The sequence below is a fragment of the Alterotamlana spongicola genome (genome assembly GCF_035818475.1).
GTDB lineage: Bacteria > Bacteroidota > Bacteroidia > Flavobacteriales > Flavobacteriaceae > Cognatitamlana.
Genome location: NZ_JAYMGV010000002.1, coordinates 102,936 through 123,273, shown reverse-complemented (window position 1 = coordinate 123,273; position 20,338 = coordinate 102,936). Strand labels below are relative to the sequence as shown.

16 protein-coding genes are annotated in these 20,338 nt (G+C 34.5%); 6 read left to right on the top strand and 10 right to left on the bottom strand.

Annotated elements, in window-relative coordinates; all coding sequences use genetic code 11:
- The first annotated feature begins 32 nt into the window (after positions 1 to 32).
- Positions 33 to 899, top strand: a complete 867-nt coding sequence (locus VOI54_RS12905) for a UDP-2,3-diacylglucosamine diphosphatase (RefSeq protein WP_326283249.1) — start codon at positions 33 to 35, stop codon at positions 897 to 899.
- On the opposite strand, the gene VOI54_RS12900 is transcribed toward VOI54_RS12905, so the two are convergent.
- On the bottom strand, positions 896 to 3,805 hold the full coding sequence (locus VOI54_RS12900; protein ID WP_326283248.1) for an FAD-binding and (Fe-S)-binding domain-containing protein: 2,910 nt from the start codon (positions 3,803 to 3,805) through the stop codon (positions 896 to 898). The genes VOI54_RS12905 and VOI54_RS12900 overlap by 4 nt on opposite strands.
- Before the next feature lie 131 nt (positions 3,806 to 3,936).
- Here VOI54_RS12900 and VOI54_RS12895 point away from each other — a divergent pair, with 131 nt between their 5' ends.
- The 3 genes from VOI54_RS12895 (at position 3,937) to VOI54_RS12885 (ending at position 5,585) form a co-directional block, all read left to right on the top strand.
- Entirely contained in the window at positions 3,937 to 4,359 is a 423-nt protein-coding gene (locus tag VOI54_RS12895) for a hypothetical protein (RefSeq protein ID WP_326283247.1), read from the top strand.
- Between the two features lie 252 nt (positions 4,360 to 4,611).
- Entirely contained in the window at positions 4,612 to 5,103 is a 492-nt protein-coding gene (locus tag VOI54_RS12890) for a hypothetical protein (RefSeq protein WP_326283246.1), read from the top strand.
- A 110-nt stretch (positions 5,104 to 5,213) separates the two neighbouring features.
- Positions 5,214 to 5,585: a VOC family protein gene (locus tag VOI54_RS12885; protein ID WP_326283245.1), complete on the top strand. Its 372-nt coding sequence runs from the start codon at positions 5,214 to 5,216 to the stop codon at positions 5,583 to 5,585.
- 57 nt (positions 5,586 to 5,642) lie between these two features.
- Here the strand turns inward: VOI54_RS12885 and VOI54_RS12880 are convergent, their stop codons facing one another.
- From VOI54_RS12880 to VOI54_RS12840, 9 genes are all read right to left on the bottom strand, one after another.
- The gene (locus VOI54_RS12880) at positions 5,643 to 7,355 is read right to left on the bottom strand and encodes an amidohydrolase (RefSeq protein ID WP_326283244.1); all 1,713 of its coding nucleotides are present in this window, start codon (positions 7,353 to 7,355) and stop codon (positions 5,643 to 5,645) included.
- A 184-nt stretch (positions 7,356 to 7,539) separates the two neighbouring features.
- On the bottom strand, positions 7,540 to 8,679 hold the full coding sequence (bshA, locus tag VOI54_RS12875) for an N-acetyl-alpha-D-glucosaminyl L-malate synthase BshA (RefSeq protein ID WP_326283243.1): 1,140 nt from the start codon (positions 8,677 to 8,679) through the stop codon (positions 7,540 to 7,542).
- A 2-nt stretch (positions 8,680 to 8,681) separates the two neighbouring features.
- On the bottom strand, positions 8,682 to 11,603 hold the full coding sequence (locus VOI54_RS12870) for a serine hydrolase domain-containing protein (RefSeq protein WP_326283242.1): 2,922 nt from the start codon (positions 11,601 to 11,603) through the stop codon (positions 8,682 to 8,684).
- Positions 11,604 to 11,729: 126 nt separating this feature from the next.
- The gene (locus tag VOI54_RS12865; RefSeq protein WP_326283241.1) at positions 11,730 to 12,215 is read right to left on the bottom strand and encodes an ABC transporter ATPase; all 486 of its coding nucleotides are present in this window, start codon (positions 12,213 to 12,215) and stop codon (positions 11,730 to 11,732) included.
- 2 nt (positions 12,216 to 12,217) lie between these two features.
- On the bottom strand, positions 12,218 to 12,724 hold the full coding sequence (locus tag VOI54_RS12860; RefSeq protein ID WP_326283240.1) for a hypothetical protein: 507 nt from the start codon (positions 12,722 to 12,724) through the stop codon (positions 12,218 to 12,220).
- The gene (locus VOI54_RS12855) at positions 12,724 to 13,515 is read right to left on the bottom strand and encodes a (Fe-S)-binding protein (protein ID WP_326283239.1); all 792 of its coding nucleotides are present in this window, start codon (positions 13,513 to 13,515) and stop codon (positions 12,724 to 12,726) included. Before VOI54_RS12855 ends, VOI54_RS12860 begins: the two co-directional genes overlap by 1 nt.
- 10 nt (positions 13,516 to 13,525) lie before the next feature.
- The gene (locus VOI54_RS12850) at positions 13,526 to 14,863 is read right to left on the bottom strand and encodes a 4Fe-4S dicluster domain-containing protein (protein ID WP_326283238.1); all 1,338 of its coding nucleotides are present in this window, start codon (positions 14,861 to 14,863) and stop codon (positions 13,526 to 13,528) included.
- 2 nt (positions 14,864 to 14,865) lie between these two features.
- A complete protein-coding gene (locus VOI54_RS12845; protein ID WP_326283237.1) occupies positions 14,866 to 15,807 on the bottom strand; it encodes an MlaD family protein in 942 nt (313 codons plus the stop codon).
- Between the two features lie 50 nt (positions 15,808 to 15,857).
- The gene (locus VOI54_RS12840; RefSeq protein ID WP_326283236.1) at positions 15,858 to 16,967 is read right to left on the bottom strand and encodes an N-acetylmuramoyl-L-alanine amidase family protein; all 1,110 of its coding nucleotides are present in this window, start codon (positions 16,965 to 16,967) and stop codon (positions 15,858 to 15,860) included.
- 164 nt (positions 16,968 to 17,131) lie between these two features.
- Here VOI54_RS12840 and VOI54_RS12835 point away from each other — a divergent pair, with 164 nt between their 5' ends.
- Both VOI54_RS12835 and VOI54_RS12830 read left to right on the top strand, forming a co-directional pair.
- Positions 17,132 to 19,909 carry a putative LPS assembly protein LptD gene (locus tag VOI54_RS12835; RefSeq protein ID WP_326283235.1) on the top strand — a complete coding sequence of 926 codons (2,778 nt, stop codon included), beginning with the start codon at positions 17,132 to 17,134 and terminating at the stop codon, positions 19,907 to 19,909.
- Between the two features lie 48 nt (positions 19,910 to 19,957).
- The gene (locus VOI54_RS12830; protein ID WP_326283234.1) at positions 19,958 to 20,338 is read left to right on the top strand and encodes a RidA family protein; all 381 of its coding nucleotides are present in this window, start codon (positions 19,958 to 19,960) and stop codon (positions 20,336 to 20,338) included.

Sequence of the window (20,338 nt, the reverse complement as noted above, 5' to 3'; positions counted from 1 at the left end):
CATGTAATTTGTATTATTAAAGCCTGTCTAAATTGAAAATTAAAAGAAAACTAGAGATAGCCGTAATAAGTGATGTTCATTTAGGGACTTACGGTTGCCATGCAAAACATTTGCTCACCTATTTAAATAGTATTGAACCTAAAAAATTGATACTAAACGGTGATATTATTGATATTTGGCAATTTAACAAACGTTACTTTCCAAAATCGCATTTAAAAGTTATTAAGAAAATAATGACCATGGCTTCCAATGGTGTCGAAATAATCTATATTACAGGAAACCATGATGAGGTATTGAGACGGTTTAGTGGTACCATTATTGGCAATATCTCTATAGTTGATAAGGCTGTTTTAGAACTAGATGGTAAAAAAGCATGGTTTTTTCACGGTGATGTTTTTGATATTTCTATACAGAATGCAAAATGGCTAGCCAAACTGGGCGGTTATGGATATGATTTATTAACCCTATTGAATAGGTTGGTAAACTGGTATCTGGAAAAGCGTGGTAAAGAGCGTTATTCTTTATCTAAAAAAGTTAAGAACGGTGTTAAAGGCGCTATAAAGTATATAAACGACTTTGAAAGAGTAATTTCTGAAATTGCGATTGAAAAAGGTTATGATTTTGTTGTCTGTGGACACATACATCAACCTAAAAAAGAGTATTTTAAAAATAAGCACGGGAAAACAGTATATCTTAATTCCGGCGATTGGGTGGAAAACTTTACAGCCTTGGAATATCAATTTAAACGTTGGAAAATTTACAATTTTAATAAAGACAAACTAACGCCTTTTGTTATTGACGAAGACGTTGATGATATTGACATTGTTGAAGCTAAAGACCTAATTGCCGCAATAACTATAGTTGAACCGGAAAAAAAAGAAGTGGAGAAAAAAAGCTAAAGCAAAGCTTCTCTTAGTATGGTAACCGGGTGTTTTGCTTTACGCTGCGTACCATCCTTTATTTGGTGCCTGCAACTGGTTCCGTTTGCTGATATTATAACCTCTTTTGATGCTTTTCTAACGGCTGGAAATAAGGTTTGTTCCCCTATTTGCATACTTACCTCATAATGTTCTTTTTCATAGCCAAAGCTACCTGCCATACCACAACAACCACTTGGAATGATAGTAACTTTGTAGTTCTTGGGTAAATTCAATATTGCAAAACTTGATAGTTGATCACACATAGCTTTTTGGTGACAATGTCCGTGAAATTTAATGGTTTTAGGTTTTAAAGTGAACTGTTTCGATGTTATGTGTCCTAATTCTATTTCCTGTTGTATAAACTCTTCTATTAAAAAGGTATTTCGGGATATGGCTTCCGCCGAAATTTTATCATCTGCCAATTTTAAATATTCATCTTTAAAGGTTAAAATCGCTGAGGGCTCTATACCAATTAAAGGAGCCTCTGTAGAAATCTTATCTTTAAAAACTGAGACATTTTTATTAGCACAGCGTTTGGCTTGTTCCAATAAGCCTTTTGATAAAAAGGCCCTGCCCGATTCTTCATGTTTTATAAGCTTGACCTCATAATTTAATCCTTGTAAAAGATGAATGGCGTCTATGCCTGTTGGAGTATCCAAATAGTTGGTAAATTCATCATTAAATAAATAAACAGATTTAATTGATTTTTTTTCAATATGTTGGTTATCAATTAATTTAAACGATTTATTTAAACTTTTCATTGACAATAATGGCAATGATCGCTTTTTAGCTACTCCAAAGGTTTTTTTTAGTAATGATGCTGTTAAATCATTAGAAAAAATAAAATTAGATAAACTTGGTACTATGCTTCCTAAACGGTTCAATTTGTTATTATAGGCAAAAAGTTTGGTTCTTAAAGACACGCCATTTGCCTTCTGATATTGGTATTGGAATTCTGCTTTTAATGCTGCTACATTTACACTACTGGGGCATTCACTTGAACATGCTTTGCAACTTAAGCATAAATCAAAAACATCTTTTAATGCTTTATGGTTGAATCTATTTGACTGATCTGAATGTGTTAAAAACTCACGGAGCGCATTTGCTCTGGCTCTGGTCGTATCTTTTTCATTTCTGGTGGCCCTATAACTAGGACACATAGTGCCTCCAAACTCCGTTAATTTTCTACAATCACCAGAGCCATTGCACTTTTCTGCTTCCCGTAGTATGCCCTGGGATTTCGAAAAATCCAATACCGTTTCTATTTGCGGCTCTACTCTATCTGGTATATAGCGCAAAGATTTATCCATAGGCCAGGCATCTACTATCTTTCCCGGATTGAAAATATTATTAGCATCAAACGCCTGTTTAATTTCCTTTAAAATACTGTAGTTAGCTTCTCCAATCATCAATGGAATAAATTCAGCCCGCACTATACCATCTCCGTGTTCTCCACTCATAGAACCCTTATACTTCTTAACTAAATGCGCTACATCAGTAGTTATCTTCCTGAATAAACCTACATCTGTACTCTGCTTTAAATCTAGAATTGGCCTTAAGTGTATCTCTCCTGCTCCGGCATGTGCATAGTAAACAGCATCTTGCTTATATTTTGCCATCAATGCTGTAAATTCAGCTATAAATGGCGCTAAATCCGGTAATGCTACTGCAGTATCTTCAATGCAGGCAACTCCCTTTTTATCACCAACTATATTCCCCAAAAGTCCTAAACCTGCACTGCGCAAATCCAAAGCCTTATTTATATCTTTTCCTTTCAGAACCGGATAAGCATAACTTAGTCCTGATGCTTTTATCTCTTCTAAAAGTCTCTCTGCCAAGGCTTCAGCTTCGCTTAAAGTATCTGCTTTTACTTCACACATTAAAATAGCCATAGGATCCCCTTCAATAAAATATCGATTAGCCTGCTGTGTTTTGTTATGTTTTGTGCAATCTAAAATGGTTTTATCCATCATTTCACAGGTGTACAAATTATACTTCATAGCAGGCTCAACGGCTTGTAAACACTTCTCTATACTATCAAAATGCGCTGCTACCATAATACTTTCCTGTGGCGGTAACTTATCCAACTTCAAAGTCATTTGAGTGGTAAACGCCAGAGTGCCTTCACTACCCGATAATAACTTACACATATTAAAAGGACGCTCTGAATCAGAAAACACTTCTGACTTTATAAGCTCATCAATAGCATAACCTGTATTTCTCCTGTGAATCTCAGGCTTTGGAAAGTCTTTAATAATTTGTTTCTGAACAGTTTCAGGTTTTAAAGCTTCATAAACCGTTTTATAAATGGTGCCTTCCTGTGTTTTTAAAGTTGTTTTTGTTTTAAATTCTTTTGAAGATAAGGCTTTAAAAACCACTTCACTCTCATCACTTAAAACAGTATGCATTTCTAAAACCTTATCCCGGGTTACACCGTATTGTATAGAGGTGGTTCCTGAAGAATTATTCCCCACCATACCGCCTAACATACACCTATTTGATGTAGAGGTATTGGGTCCAAAAAACAATCCATAAGGCTTTAAATAATTATTTAAAGCATCGCGTACTACCCCTGGCTGTAAGGTTACCGTTTGCTCTTTTTCATTAAGCTCAATGATTTTGGTAAAATATTTTGAGACATCAACAATAATCCCGTCGCCAACACATTGACCAGCCAGTGAGGTCCCTGCTGTCCTTGGTATTAGTGATGTATTATTATCTTTTGCATAACGGATCAGGCGTTTAATATCTTGGGCATCTTTTGGATAAGCCACGGCCAACGGTAATTTTCTATACACGGATGCATCAGTAGCATATATGGATTTTATTAAATCATCATAAAAAAATTCTCCGGAGAGCTCAGACTTTAAAACATTTAATGACATTTCCTAAAGATTATATAAACTGTGTTAATGTATATGTGAAATTTATATTATTTTTAATAGCGATAATTAATCCCGAAATATACTTTAAAAAAAATGTATATTTAATAACTAACACTAAAATCATTTATCTTATGAAAAATTTACTTCTAGGCATTTTTACAATGTTATCTGTAGCTTTGAATGCTCAAGAAATTGGTATACGCTTTGGCCAGGTCTCTGGTAATGATGTTGCTGTTGATGGTGTTTTTGACCTTAATGGCAGTAGAATTCACGCCAATGTATCTTTTGGAGACAGCGTTGGACTGGATGCACTTTGGGATTTTGTTTATGAGCCTATTGGTGATGATGGATTTCATTGGTATGCCGGTGTAGGGCCTTCGGCTCATATTGATGATAAATTTCTTCTTGGCGGTAGTGGTGAAATTGGAGCAGAATATGTGTTTAATGATGTTCCTATTGTTATAGGTATTGACTATCGTCCAACATTTTGGATCATTGAGGATACAGATTTTGAATGGGGTGGTTTTGGGCTAAATGTCAGGTTTAGGTTTTAAAAACTAATGCGTTTTATATATTATGAAAAAAGCACCTTCTTCAGGTGTTTTTTTATTTATACAATTATTTCGACCCAACAATTTGACAATCAACCGGTATAAATTTTTGTTTGCTGTTTTTATTTGCTAGTCTAAATAAAAATTAGAATTAATAAAATAAAAATAGAATTAAGATGTTACTTTTGCTAAGCATTCATGGTCTTTTTCTTTACTAAGATCGTATATGGTTAAACTAATAAAAACGTTAAAAACATGAAGAAATTATTTATTTTATCATTAGCCCTATTTGGTTTCTCATTGGCATCTGTTGCCCAAGAAATATCTGAAAATGCCATTGGTCTTCGATTGGGAGACAGTGATGGTTTAGGTGCTGAAATCTCATATCAGCATGCGCTGGGTAGTAATAACAGACTTGAAGTTGATTTAGGTTGGAGAGACGGCAAAGACTACAACGGGTTTAAACTTGCCGGATTATACCAATGGGTATGGAAACTGGATGGAAACTTTAACTGGTATGCCGGTGCAGGTGGAGGCTTAGGATCCTTTAATTTTGAGAATCCTAACGGTAATGATATTTCTGATACCTTTCTTTTTGCTGCTGGTGATATTGGTATAGAATATAATTTTGAAATTCCTTTATTAATATCATTAGACTTTAGACCTGAAATTGGTTTTGGAAACAGTACTTACGATAATAATGATTTAGACTTTGATATTGCTCTTGGTATTCGCTATCAGTTTTAATTCATTTAAAATCATAAACTTAAAGCGCCTAAATAGGCGCTTTTTTTATGGTGTAAACCAAGCTTACTATATTATAGCTATATTTATATTATAATCTAAACAGTATCATTATGAAATTAGGTGCATTTTCAATTAGTCTTAGTGTAAAAGATATTAAGGTTTCCAAATCATTTTATGAAAGCTTAGGGTTTTCGGTGTTTGCCGGTGACTTGGAAAAAAATTATCTTATTATGAAAAATGGCAATGCGCTTATTGGTCTATTTCAGGGCATGTTTGAAAATAATATCTTAACCTTTAATCCCGGTTGGGATGAAAGCGCCAATACTCTTGAGGATTTTGACGATGTTAGAAGCATTCAAAATCATTTGAAAAGTAAAGGTATAAAACTGGAAAGTGAAGCTGACACTGATACTTCCGGTCCGGCTAGTATGGTGGTTCTAGACCCAGACGGGAACACTATTTTAATTGACCAGCATGTTTAAATAAAAAGCATTCCCCAAACTTTAGGGAATGCTTTTTATTTTTTCTAATTGCAGGGCTTAGTCCTTCTTATAAACTGTTACGCCTTCTTTAATAGTTTCCATGACATTGATATTCTTGATAGCATCAGTGTTGACCTTTAACGGGTTTTTGTCTAAAATGACAAAATCAGCCAACAACCCTTCTTTTATCATTCCTTTTCGATTCTCTTCAAACATCTGGTACGCTCCTCCTACAGTCAGTGATTGAAGTCCTTCATAGGCCGTTAAAACCTCATTTTGGTCTAATTTAACTCCTCCCCTGGTTACCCTGGTCATTGAAGTCCAAAGAATGAAAAAAGGATCTAAAGGGTTTACATTATAATCTGAGTGATTGGATACAACCAGTCCGGCATTTACTGCAGATTTCATAGGACTAATAAAGCCTCCTCGCTCTTGTCCCTGGTTAGCTAAGTGCTCATCTCCCCAGTAAAAACAATGGTTTGTAAAGTAACTGGGGCTTATCCCGTACTGGACAAACTTTTCTATCTGATCCGGTCTTTGAAATTGGGTATGAATGGTTACTGTTCTACGATCCTGATCAGCAGTAGCTCCCACAGATTCCAGAGCATAGATCAGATCATCAATTGCGGCATCTCCATTAACATGGGTAAATGGTTGAAGCCCCGCATTCCAGGTTTTTTGAAATAACTGGGTAAATTGTTCCCGCGTAAGTGTAGGTTCTCCAAACCAATTGGTTTCCCCTGCCGGACCACCCGTAAGGTATTCTTTGCTCATATAGGACGTTTTACCTTGAGGGGATCCATCTTGTATAATTTTCACTCCCTGAATCTTTAAGCCATCAGTATATTTTCCGTCAAAAGAAATCTCGGGATGATCCATCCATTGATCAATTTCAGCAAAAATCATTAATGCTGCCACATCAATTTTAAGTTTTCCCTGTGAAGCGGCCTTTTTCAAAAACAAGGCTTCTTTGGTAAAGGATGCTCCATCTTGTGCATGGGTATAACCGTTTGCTGCATAGAGTTCCACTACCTTTTCAATGTTCTTCATCATTTCTTCTTCAGTTGCCGTAGGTTTATTAGACTTGACTGGGAGCCATGCTGTCTCGAATATCATTCCGGCTGGCTCTTTGCTCCCTTCCATTCTGGCTATGATTCCTCCAGCGGGCTGTTCGGTTTCGGCCGTTATCCCTGCCCATTCCAAAGCCTTAGAATTAAGAACAGCTCCATGATTGGAAATATGTACCAACATGACCTTATGCTCTGACAGTATAGAATCCAGTTCTACCTTAGTTATATCTTTTTTCTCTTCCAACTGGTTTGGGTCATACCCCCATCCAATTACCCATTCACCTTCGGCAATATTGTTTTTATTTTTAAAATCCAATAATGCATCAAGGATATCATTAAAATTTCTAATGTTGCCCATAGGGGGACTGGTAAGGTTCACCTGATTGACCAATCCCAAAGCAATACTAAAATGGCTATGTGAATCAATAAACCCGGGAAGCATGGTTTTTCCGTTAAGGTCCTTAGTTTTACTATTCTTGAATTTTGTTTTGGCTTCATCCAGAGCTCCAGCAAAAATAATCTCACCAGCTTCTTCTACCACGGCTTCTACGTATGATGGTTGGTCACCATTCATGGTAATTATATCCCCATTATGATAGAGGGTACTTGTTGGTTCGGCTTTATTTTGTGTATTGCATGCAAACAATAATGTTATCATTACACATATTCCTAACCTGTTGAAAATTTTAGCTGTTTTCATATTTTGATTGATTTATAATATTTTAATTCTATTGTTACCGCCAATAATACATCGTACACTTTGATACACCCATGTTTATCGGGTATCTAAGATACAATATTTTGATTTTGAAATAAAGGTCAAAATCCCCAAATATCATAAAGGCGTTACTCTCAAATAGCTATTTTTAAAAAAGTATTTTATTTTACAGCACCAAGCATTTAGTTAAAGTATCTTCATAAATAGCTTCGTACTGTGGAACAATAGCGTGTAGGTCAAATTGTAAAGATTGCTCTCTGGCATTATCCTTAAACGTTTTTAAACGTGCTTCATCGCTTAAGATATACAATGCGTTTCTTGTCATATCCTCAACATCTCCCACATTACTTAAAAAACCTGATTTACCGTGAACATTTACTTCCGGAATTCCTCCTGTATTGCTTGAAATAACTGGTACTCCCGATGCCATGGCTTCTAAGGCCGCCAAACCGAAACTTTCGGTTTTTGAAGGCAATAAAAACAGGTCACTGAAACATAAAATCTTATCAATTTCATTGCTTCTTCCAAAAAATACCACCTGGTCTAAAATCCCTAATTCTTGGCAGCGTAACTCTACTTTTTCTTTTTCAGGGCCTTCACCTATAAACATCAACCTGGCCGGCATTTCTTTTTGTATGTTATAAAAAACACTAATAACATCCTGAACTCGTTTTACCGGGCGTAAATTACTGATATGGGTAATTATTTTTTCATCATCTTTAGCCATCATACCTCTTTGGCAATCCGTAAAGCCTTGAAGGTTATGCTTTTCTAGATCTATAAAATTGGGTACTACATGAATATCATTCTTAATATTAAATAAACGTAGAGTGTCATCCTTTAAGCTTTGAGACACTGCAGTTACAGCATCTGACTTATTGATACTAAAGGTTACTGCTGGTTTATAGAATGGATGGCTACCTACTAAAGTTATATCTGTACCATGTAAAGTGGTTACAATAGGCACATAAACACCTTCCTCCTGCAACATCTTTTTGGCCATATATGCCGCATATGCATGTGGTATGGCGTAATGTACATGTAAGATTTCTATCTTATGCAATTTTACCATATCAACCAATTTACTGGACAAAGCCAGTTCATAGGGTTGATAGTGAAACAAGGGGTATTCAGGTACATTTACTTCATGATAATGCACATTATGACTTATCAGTTCTAAACGTACTGGTTGATTATAGGTAATAAAATGTATTTCATGACCTCGTTTAGATAACTCCAAACCCAGTTCTGTTGCAACAACACCGCTACCTCCAAACGTTGGGTAGCATACAATTCCAATTCTCATATCTATTTATCTTCTATCGCTTCGTAAATTAAGCGTTGAATCTCTGTTCTAATACTTTCTTTTAATAATAAATTATTACCGGCATTCGGGTATGTCCTGTTCCCCATAAACACATAAACAATGTCTTCTTCCGGATCTGCCCATGTGTAAGTTCCTGTAAAACCAGAATGCCCAAAACTTGTCATTGACAAACAACCACAGGTAGGGCCTTCTTCTCCCAATTGCGGTTTATCAAAGCCTACCCCCCTTCTATTATCATTATCACAATAATAACAGGTATTAAATTTGTCTATAGTTTCTGGTTTTAAATAACGTTTCCCTCCATAATATCCTTTTTGCAAATACATCTGCATAATTTTAGCTACATCATTGGCATTACTAAAAAGTCCTGCGTGTCCTCCAATTCCGTTCTGCATTGCTGCTCCCATATCATGAACATAACCATGCACTTTTTGATACCTGTAATAATCGTCAATTTCGGTAGGTACAATTTTCTTACTGCTTATTTTATAATATGGGTTATACATAGTATAATTAGCACCTAATGGCTCATAAAAATGCGACTGTGTCAACTGATCTAATGTTCTGTCGTAATGATATTCAATAAATTTCTTTAATATATAAAAAGGGAAGTCGCTATAACGGTATTTTAGTCGATCCAACAATTCAGAGTTCTTTATAATCTCCGGAATAGAATCCTGATAATCAGAACGTAAAAATAAGTTTTTAGAGACTTCAACATTAAATGCGTCACTACGCTCGGATCTATAATATTTTTTACTTGGACGCTTTGTTATGGAATCTAAAGTGTGGTAATAAAAAGGCTCCCAAGGTCTTAACCGGGCATAATGAGACAGCATCTTTTTTAAAGTAATATTTTCTTTATTTGACCCTTTATATTCCGGTAATATTTCTGATAATTTAGTATCTAATGCTACAATACCCTGTTCTTCCAGCTCCATAAGCAATGGTAAGGTAGATAATATCTTTGTGAGTGATGCCACATCGTACATATTATCAAACTGAACTTTTTCTTTCCCTTTATAGGTATGCTTTCCAAAATTCTTATTATAAATCACCTTACCTTTTCTGGCTACCAATATTTGGATGCCTGGAGTCATTTTATGCTTTATCGCATATTTTGCTACGGAATCTAATTTTTTAAGCTTCTCTGAGCTCATACCTACCCGCTCAGGAATGGTATACCCCAATCTTTTTATAGCATTATTTTGAATGCCTGTATCTACTTTAAAATAGTTACCTATTGAAACCGGTAAACTCCCTTTGGATGGTATAGCACCAAAAATTACCTGGGCAGATTTTTGTTGTGCTATTTTACTGTTTTGATAACTTAATACGATGCTTTCAATATTTTCAATGCTCTTCAAAGCAGATAATGCATAAGGTTTTACAAAAGCACCAAGAATAACAGTATATTTAGCTGATATTTGTTCTAACCATTCTATCTCCTCTTCTGAAAATTCATAGGCTTTCCATGGGCTGTCATTTGAACGGTGAAACCCAATAATTACGGTATTATAGGGTTGTAACTTCCCTTCTAAGTCACTTAGTTTAGTAGCTGTTATAGCATGAACTTTAGCATATTTTTTTAATTCTCTGAAGAAGACAGATCCGGAATCGTCTCCCAATGTTACATAAGCTATACTTTTAGTTTCAAGGTCTCTAAGCGGTAATAAATCATCATTATTTTTTAAAACGGTAATGGCATTTTCAAAAAGTTCTTCATAGAGTATATCATCTTCCAACCTATTTAGGTCTTTATTTAAATGAGATAGTGCTACGGGTCTGTAATCATGTAAACCTACTTTATATTTTGCCTGCAGAATTTTTTTGACAGAATGTTCTAAACGCGATTCACTTATATCGCCGTTATTATAAGCTTCTATAATTTTTGAAACTCCAACTCCCACATCTTCAGACATTAACATCACATCATTTCCAGCTTTAAAGGCCGCCAGGTCAATAGCTCCCGTTTCACTAAAGTCAGCTGCTCCTTTCATGGTTAAGGCATCTGTAAAAATAAGACCTTTAAAACCTAACGAATCTTTTAAAATATCAGTAATTATATGTTTTGATAAGGATGAAGGGTAACCTTCTCTAGATTCTAAACCAGGTACATTTAAATGGGCTACCATAACACTGGAAAGCCCTTCTTTAATGAGTTTTTTATATGGATACATCTCCACGGTATCAATTCGCTTTTCACTAAACCGTATTGTTGGTAAGGTTTCATGAGAATCCTGGTCCGTATCGCCATGTCCGGGGAAATGTTTTGCATTTGCCAAAACACCAGCACTTTGCATTCCCTTCATAAATGCTAATGCTTTTGCTGTTACCTTATCTCTGTCTTCCCCAAATGAACGATTGCCTATAATGGGGTTTTGAGGGTTAGTGTTTATATCAGCCACAGGTGCAAAATTAAAATGCACACCTAATCGTTTACAGTGTTCTCCTATTTGCTTCCCAGTTTGCTCAACTAATTTATTATCCTTAATAGCTCCCAAAGTCATATTCCACGGAAATGCATAAGTTGAATCCAAACGCATGTTTAGGCCCCATTCTGCATCCATTCCAATTAACAACGGCACCTTTGCCAGTGTCTGTAATTCATTATTTAATCTGGCTTGTCTGTATGGCCCTCCTTTAGAATATATTACACCTCCAACATGATGGTCTTTTATAATTTTAATTACTTTGTTTTTTGTCGCTTCATCCTGATTAGACATAATTTGAATCATGTATAATTGCCCCACCTTTTCTGCCAAAGTCATAGTATTGTATACACTATCCACCCATTTTTGCTGAGATACTTTGTCTTTAGACAATAATGGACTTGATGTGTTTTGGCTAAAACCCAACAGTGATATAGTAAAAAAGAAACTTAATATATAGACTCGTAGCATAGAAAGTATTTAATTATTGGGATAGAAATAGTATTAGAATACTAATAACCATGCCAAAATAATACTTTTAGAAAGAAGTTAAAAAGACTTTAAGATAGATTTATAAAGAAAAAGTTAACCAAATAATTACTTTAAAAACCTACTATGCCAACTCTCACTGGCTGGAACTTCCCAGTTCTCTTTAAACTCACCTATATTAGCCACCAAGTTGTTAAAAACAATGGTGTTTTTTGAAACAGCCTTATCTTTAGCCATTTTTCTGAAGTCTGAAAGTGCCTTATAGGCCACATATTCTCCCTGTTTATATGACACATTCATTTTATCCATTAAATCCACACTATAGTCTTTTTCCAACTGTTGAATAAAGTGTACTGAGGCATCAATTGAGCATCCCGTTGCGGCATTCGAATTCTGATTTAATCCAATGATAATGAATCGCTTATATTTAATAGTATACCCTGCTTGTAAATCACTGCCATGAGCAGTCCAGTTTTCAATAAACGTTTCTAGTTTTGATTGAATGTCTTTGAGTTCCTGTTCGGTAAATGAGCGGTTAGCCTGGTATATCCAAACCCTTGATTCTTCCGGTAATATATTGAAATCTACTAGCATTTTTATTTAATATTAAACTTTTTCTTAAACTTATTAGATTCTAAATTGATGTAAATACTATAAATTAAACACCCAAAAATTAATAGTTTAAAAATTATTCCATTTATGAAAATATCAAAATCAACTAAATACTCTATCACATAAATAGTGGTTAAAGTCAGCGTTGGGATTAATAAAAAGACAAATGGTAACTTTTTTATAAATACGGCACTTATAATTAGTATTGTAATTACAAAAATATTAATAAAAAAATCTATTGGGCTACTAAGTAAAGTAGAAAAACCAATAATGGCTCTTAATAAATATATTGCTGCTGCAAAACCAACAAACTTTTGGCTCTTGTTTATATAATCTTCGGAATCTGCAATTATTCCTTTATCGCTAATAAACCTTCCTATATGAATTGATTTATCTTTCTCAGAACCTTCAAATGGAAATTTGCATTTCTCACAAGTATTTGTAATAGAGTTACTTTCATTTTTACATGCAGGACAAATTTTATCACCCATTACAATTCTTCGGCATTTGCAATTAACTCTGCCACATCCATAACATCTACATCATTTTCTTTTTCTTTAGCTTTCACGCCATCGGTCATCATGGTATTACAAAACGGACATCCTGCTGCAATAATTTCTGGTTTAGCATCTAATGCCTGTTCTGTTCTTTCCACATTAACTTCTTTATCACCTTTTTCTGCGTCCTTAAACATTTGTGCTCCTCCTGCTCCACAGCATAATCCGTTACGTCTGCAGTTTTTCATTTCAACCAACTCTGCTTCCAGCTTTTGAATTAAATCCCGTGGTGCTTCATAAATACTATTGGCTCGTCCTAAATAACAAGGGTCATGAAACGTAATGCGTTTACCTTTAAACTTACCACCTTCAATAGTTAGTCGTCCTTCATCCAATAAAGTTTTTAAAAACTGGGTGTGGTGCATCACCTCATAAGCACCTCCTAACTCCGGATATTCATTTTTTATAGTATTAAAACAATGTGGACATGCAGTTACTATCTTTTTTATCTCGTAGGCATTAAGCACTTCTATATTTGTTACTGCCTGCATTTGAAATAAAAACTCATTTCCTGCACGTTTGGCCGGATCACCGGTACAACTTTCTTCAGTACCTAAAACAGCAAATTCAACATTGGCCTTATTCAAAAGCTTTACAAAAGCTTTTGTAATTTTTTTGGCTCTGTCATCAAAACTTCCTGCACAACCTACCCAAAACAAGACTTCCGGTTGTTTTCCTTGTGCCATCATTTCTGCCATTGTTGGTACTTTGAGTAATTCACTCATGATATTGCGTTTATTCGTTTTTCCAGTTTAATCTATCCATCTGGTTGTATGGCCAGGGTGCGCCGTTGTTTTCAATATTGGTCATCATAGTATTTAGTTCCGTTGGTGCGGCAGATTGTTCCATAACTAAATAACGACGCATTTCCAATATAATGGACAATGGATCTATACTCACCGGGCATGCTTCCGTACAGGCATTGCATGATGTACACGCCCAAAGCTCTTCTCTTGAAATATAATCATCAAGAAGCTGTTTCCCATCTTCTTTAAATGTACCCTGATTGGCATCGATATTTTTACCGACTTCTTCCAAACGATCTCTGGTATCCATCATAATTTTACGGGGGGATAGTTCTTTGCCCGTTTGATTAGCAGGGCATTCACTGGTACAACGTCCACATTCTGTACAAGTATAGGCATTAAGCAATTGCACCCAATTTAAATCCAGTACATCACTGGCTCCAAATTTTTCAGGAACTTCTTCTTCTGTACCTTCTTCCGGTGCCGCAAACGGATCCACATTAGGATCCATCATCATTTTTACCTCATTGGTTACGGCAGCCAGGTTATTCATTTGTCCTTTGGGCTTTAAATTTCCGTAATAGGTGTTTGGGAACGCCAATAAAATATGTAAATGCTTTGAATAATAGAGGTAATTTAGAAAGATTAAAATCCCTATGATATGTAACCACCATGCACTACGTTCTACAATGACTGCACTTCCATAATTAAAACCTTGAAATAAGGGAACTAAAAACTGACTAACAGGATAACTTCCAGCTTCTACATAATGATTATCCGGGGCTCCGGGCATCATTTGAATCGTTTGATCGACCGCATTCATTATTAAGAACAAACACATTAAAATCATTTCGAAATACAAAATATAGTTGGCATCATTTTTAGGCCAGCTAGTCATTTCCTTTTTCCAAAAACGTTTCAGTTTAGTAATATTTCTACGAATCCAAAATACAATAACTGTTATTAACACCAAAAGTGCTGAAACCTCAAAAGCACCTATTAAAATGTCGTAAAATGGACCTAAAAAGGCAAACACTCTATGTGTACCAAACAGTCCATCAATAATAATTTCTAAAACTTCAATATTAATAACTATAAATCCAACATAAACAATAGCATGTAATACCCCGGCAATTGGGCGGCGTACCATTTTACTTTGCCCAAAGGCAATCATTACCATGTTTCTTAATCGTTGTGATTTATTATCACTAACACCAACAGCTTTACCAAGTTTTATATTACGTTTTAGCTTTTTTATATTTTTAATAAAATAGCCAATCCCTAAAGAAAATAGTATAGCAAATAGAATGTTAGGCAAATATTGCATGGTTATTTAGTTTCTTCTTCCTGATAAGGAATTTCTTTTTTTGATAATATTCTGAAATAGCGCTTGGGGTGAAGTTTAATATCTCTTAAAAGGTCTTCCAACTCTCCTGTTGCGCCTTTTAGGTTATTATAAAGCGAATCATCCTTTAGCAATTTTCCCATTGAACCTTCCCCTTTCTCCATTCCCGCTAAAATACTGTCGAAATTCTTAAGTGTAGATTCTAATTTATTTATGGCATCACCTAAATTAGAATCAGAAATCTTCTTAGTTATATTTGCTAAATTCCCGGACAATTTATTAGCATTTGTTAAGACACTATCAATATGACTTTGGTTGTTTTTTATTACCTGATTTAAAGACACAGAAGTACTCTTAAAAGATGCTATAGTAGTACTTAACTCAGACATACTTTTTTTAAGATTTGCTTTTGTTTTTTCATCAAAAACGTCATTGAGGTTATTCAATAAAACATCTGCGCTTACCATCATTTTTTCAATCTTTTCCTGTAAGGGCGTTAATCTTTGGTTAACCAAATCTGTTAACCCTGCCTTTTTACCGCTTTCCAGGTAAGAACCGCTTTGGGCTTTTTCAGCACCATCAAAAGCCGGAACTATAGCTATGGCCTTGCCTCCTATAAGTCCGGTTTCATACAACTCTGCTTTACTGTTTTTTGAAAAATCAAAGCTACTGTCTACTAAAAGTTTTACCACCAGTTTACTTGAACCGTCAGGTTTAAAACTAATATCAACCACTTTCCCTACCGATAAACCACTAATGGTCACCGGTGTAGATGGCACTAAACCTTCAACATTTTCAAATTCCGTATAAAAAGTACGTGAGGAATCGAGTAAATTTTTACCCTTTAAATAATTAAATCCAAAAATAAAAAGGGTAATTCCTAATATGGCGAGTACGCCTGTTTTAACTTCTCTAGATATTTTCAAAGTAAATCAATTTGAAAACAAATTTAATATAAATTTAAAAAGAACACTGTTTAATTAGCAATTGATTTTAGCGCATCTGTTAAAGCTATTTTTTTTCCTTCTTTAAAAGCAACAATAAAACAAGATGTATAGCCCTTTTGTTTAGCATCATGCTCTAAATCTTTAATCGTATTGTAATTCGAGGTATTTCCGTAGAAATACTTATATAAATCACCTTGCTTTAATTTAGAGATCCCTTTTAAGCCTTTAAAATTATAGGGTTTAGTTTCCAGGGATTTCTTACTTGCTTCAATTTGTACTTTAAACGTGATATTTTCTGCTGATTGTTTAGTTTTCACCTCTTCCACAAAGGTTGGACTGTCTGCATTAACACTTAAGTAATCAAGATATTTATTGACGGCATTAAACAAAGATTTAGTCATTAAACCCTTTCCGCGTTTAGAGTTTAAAAAATCTTCCTCTTTTTTATGAGTTAAAAAACCAAGTTCTACCAAAACACTGGGCATATACGTGTATGCCAAAACGTAAAAAATGTTTTGCTTTACTCCCCTACTTTTACGTTTTGCGGTAGTTTGAAATTCGTCTTCTATATATCTGGCAAGCTTAATACTATGATCTAAATATTCTTCCTGTGCCATCATAAGGCCTAAAATAGCTTCGGGAGAACCCGGGTTAAAATCTTTATAAACTTCAATATCATCTTCCAAGGCAATCACACTATTCTCTCGTTTTGCAACCTCTAAATTCTGTTTATTTCTTGTAGTCCCCAACACGTAAGTTTCTGACCCATATGCTGTTCCCTTCTTACCCGGTTGTGCATTACAATGAATAGAAATAAACAGATCCACATCTTTTTTATTAGCTGTTACCGTTCTTCCGTTTAAAGTTGGATAGATATCATTTTTTCTGGTATAAACCACCTTAACATTAGACAATTTTTGCTCTATCATTTTGCCTAAAGCCAACGATACATCTAAAGCAATATCCTTCTCTGTAGCCTTATATCTTCCGGTTCCAGGTGTTCCGGAATCTTTTCCTCCATGACCAGGGTCAATCATAACAACAAACTCCTTTGAAGGTGATTGCCCATAAACAAGGCTCTTAAAAGAAAAAGTTAATACTATTATTAATACGAAAAAGGATGTTTTATACGTTTTCATGTGGTAAATACTATTATTTCAATTGTTAAACCCAAATTACCTTTAAAAACAACACTATATGAATTTAACAACAACTCGGTTAATTGCTCAATCTAATTGAGCTTAATTATATTTTTAAATTTTTAATTGAATATTAAATCAATCCCAGAAAAATATATGTAATTTTGGCTTTTCAAAAACCGAGCCATACTTTTACAAAAATACATTTAAAAGCGTTGCATACAAACAACTTTAAAATACTTTTTGCTCTAAGTTTTACAGTGTTTATTAACACGTTAAGCTTTGCTCAGGACATTCCTAAAAAGGAAAAAAAAATTGATCGTGCCGTAATCGATCGTACTGAACAAGATGCTGCAACAGTTATCATGGATAGTATTGCTAAAGATGAAACTTCCGAAATAGTTCAGGACTCTACACTTACCGACTCTATTAAACCCAATAAGGATTTTCTGGAACATATAGTGACTTATCAAGCCCAAGACTATAGCAAATTTAATCATAAGCAGCATAAGTTGTATTTATACAATATGGCAAAGATTGACTATGGTGATATGAATATTACTGCTGGTAGTATTACTATAGATTATAATAAAAATACGGTATATGCCAAAGGAATTATCGATTCTACTGAAGGCTACACCCAAAAACCTGTTTTTACACAGGGCAGTAATGTTGTTGAACCTGACTCTATAGTTTTTAATACTGATACAAAAAAAGCGCTTATTTTCAATTCTAAAACAGAACAAGGTGAAGGTACCGTAATAGCTACGATAACCAAAAAGGAAAATGATTCTGTATACTTTATAAAAAATGCTAAATACACTACGGCTAAAGACTTAGAGGATCCTGATTATTATATAAAATTACGAAAAGCTAAAGTTGTACCCGGTAAAAAAATTGTAACTGGTTTAGCTAATATTTTTATTTATGATGTCCCCACTCCGGTAGGGCTTCCTTTTGGTTTTTTTCCTCAAAGTGAAAAACAAACATCCGGAGTTATTCTACCTACTTTTGCCGAGCAAAATGATCGGGGTTACTCCTTGCAAAACGGAGGGTATTATTTTGCGATTAGTGATTATATTGATTTAACGGCATTGGGTGATTATTATACCAATGGAAGCTATGGTTTACGTTTAGAAAGTACTTATACTAAACGCTATAAATTTAGAGGGAATTTTAGTTTTAGATATGAAAATTTGATAGTGAGCGAGCGGGGGTTTCCTGATTACGCTAATAGTACGGTTTATAATTTACGGTGGTCACACAGTCAAGATTCTAAAGCAAACCCTAGCTCAAGGTTTTCTGCCTCTGTAAATTTAGGTAGTAGTAGATATTACCAGCTCTCTAACAATCAGATAAATGTGGGAAACAGGTTGAATAACACACTATCTTCATCTATATCATACTCTAAAACTTTTTCCGGAGAACCTCAGGTAAATTACAGTATCACAGCAACACATTCTCAAAACACACAAACACAAATCATAAACATGACGCTTCCAACATTTCAAGGAAGCATAAGTAGAATGTATCCTTTTGCATCTAAATCTGGTTCTAAAAAAGGAATTATTCAAAATGTAAATTTACAATATAATATAAGGGGAGAGAATAGAATTCAAACTACTGATTCTTTATTCTTTAAAAAAGAAATGTTTGATGATGCCAAAGCTGGTTTTCAACACACCATTCCCTTAACTACAAATTTTAAAGTCTTTAAACATTTTAGTTTAAGTGCCAGCTCGAATTTTAATGAGGTTTGGACCTTTAAAACGGTAAATAAATATTTTGATCGTGATGAAGAGAAAGAAGTTACAGAAACAGTAAATGGTTTTGATTCATTTAGAACGTATAATTTTAGTACCAGCTTAGGAACTACGCTATATGGTATGTTCAATTTTGAAAAGGAAGGCAAGGATGTCAAATTTAAAGCTATAAGGCACGTTATGAGGCCCTCTATAAGTTATAATATAAACCCGTCCTTTAGTAAGTATTATGACACTTATGAAGGCGATGATATTGTTGATGCTGATGGAACCACTACACGAGAACTGGTTGAATATACCAGATTTGAAGAAAGTATTTTTGGTCAACCCAATAAAACGTTTTCAAGTTCAGTAGGTTTATCACTTTCTAATAATTTTGAGGCAAAAGTTAGGGATAAAGATAGTACGGCAACTGAAGCTAAGAAGATTATTCTATTAAACAACCTTAACTTTTCAACAGCTTATAACATTGCTGGAGATTCTTTGCAGTGGAGTCCTTTAAGAATGACAGGAGGCACACAGCTTTTTGATAATAATTTAAGTATCAATTTTAGTGCTACTTTAGACCCTTATGCCTTAGATAATAATAACAGAAAAATTGACAAATTTAATATTGATAATGGAGGTAGTCTTTTTAGGCTAACTGCAGCAAATATTAATGCCGGTTGGTCACTTTCCAACAAAAATAAAAAAGACGATAATAAGGATAAGAATGTTGAGGAAAACCTTCGTGGTGGTGGACGTGCAGATGACCTATTTGGTGTATCTGAAGATTTTGCAATGCAGCAAAGAAGAGGTGAAGAAGAAGATGAGGAAGAAAAAGAACCCAGTGAATTTTATAAACATAAAATTCCATGGAGCTTAAGATTAGCTTATGCTGTAAATTATTCAAATGCCCGAAGGCAAAATGAAATATCTTCACATTCACTTATGTTTTCCGGCGATATAGAATTAACAGATAAATGGTCAATTGGAGCGTCTTCTGGATATGATTTTAAAAATTTAGGTTTTACATCTACACAACTTCGTTTTGAGCGTGATCTTTTAAGTTGGCGCATGAATTTTAGCTGGACACCATTTGGCCCTTATAAATCCTGGAATTTCTTTATAGGAATTAGATCCAGTATCTTACAAGATCTTAAATACGAAAAACGTAGGCAACAAGATATTCAGCTATAAGCAAGCTTAAAATTTCTTTATTATTTTATACCTCTAAATCCAAAACATATGAAAACAATTATAACTACTAAGCATGCCCCGGCACCTATTGGCCCATATAGTCAGGCTGTATTAACGGGAAATACTCTTTATTCTTCCGGTCAAATTGCCATTAACCCAAAAACAGGTGAGCTTGTTTTGGATGATATAAAGGCTGAAACATTACAAGTTATGCAAAATATTGCTGCTGTTTTGGAAGCTGCTAATATGACTTTTGAAAATGTGATAAAGTCATCGATTTTTATAAGTAATATGGATGATTTTGCCATAATCAATGAGGTTTATGGTAGCTTTTTTGATAATGAAAACGCTCCAGCCCGAGAAACGGTACAAGTAGCAAGGTTACCTAAAGATGTTAATGTAGAGATTAGTATAATTGCTGTGAAATAA

Coding starts and splice junctions, on each gene's coding strand:
- VOI54_RS12900 (WP_326283248.1), bottom strand. CDS start 3,805: ATGTCATTAAATGTTTTAAAGTCTGAGCTCTCCGGAGAATTTTTTTAT.
- VOI54_RS12895 (WP_326283247.1), top strand. CDS start 3,937: ATGAAAAATTTACTTCTAGGCATTTTTACAATGTTATCTGTAGCTTTG.
- VOI54_RS12890 (WP_326283246.1), top strand. CDS start 4,612: ATGAAGAAATTATTTATTTTATCATTAGCCCTATTTGGTTTCTCATTG.
- VOI54_RS12885 (WP_326283245.1), top strand. CDS start 5,214: ATGAAATTAGGTGCATTTTCAATTAGTCTTAGTGTAAAAGATATTAAG.
- VOI54_RS12880 (WP_326283244.1), bottom strand. CDS start 7,355: ATGAAAACAGCTAAAATTTTCAACAGGTTAGGAATATGTGTAATGATA.
- bshA (WP_326283243.1), bottom strand. CDS start 8,679: ATGAGAATTGGAATTGTATGCTACCCAACGTTTGGAGGTAGCGGTGTT.
- VOI54_RS12870 (WP_326283242.1), bottom strand. CDS start 11,603: ATGCTACGAGTCTATATATTAAGTTTCTTTTTTACTATATCACTGTTG.
- VOI54_RS12865 (WP_326283241.1), bottom strand. CDS start 12,215: ATGCTAGTAGATTTCAATATATTACCGGAAGAATCAAGGGTTTGGATA.
- VOI54_RS12860 (WP_326283240.1), bottom strand. CDS start 12,724: ATGGGTGATAAAATTTGTCCTGCATGTAAAAATGAAAGTAACTCTATT.
- VOI54_RS12855 (WP_326283239.1), bottom strand. CDS start 13,515: ATGAGTGAATTACTCAAAGTACCAACAATGGCAGAAATGATGGCACAA.
- VOI54_RS12850 (WP_326283238.1), bottom strand. CDS start 14,863: ATGCAATATTTGCCTAACATTCTATTTGCTATACTATTTTCTTTAGGG.
- VOI54_RS12840 (WP_326283236.1), bottom strand. CDS start 16,967: ATGAAAACGTATAAAACATCCTTTTTCGTATTAATAATAGTATTAACT.
- VOI54_RS12830 (WP_326283234.1), top strand. CDS start 19,958: ATGAAAACAATTATAACTACTAAGCATGCCCCGGCACCTATTGGCCCA.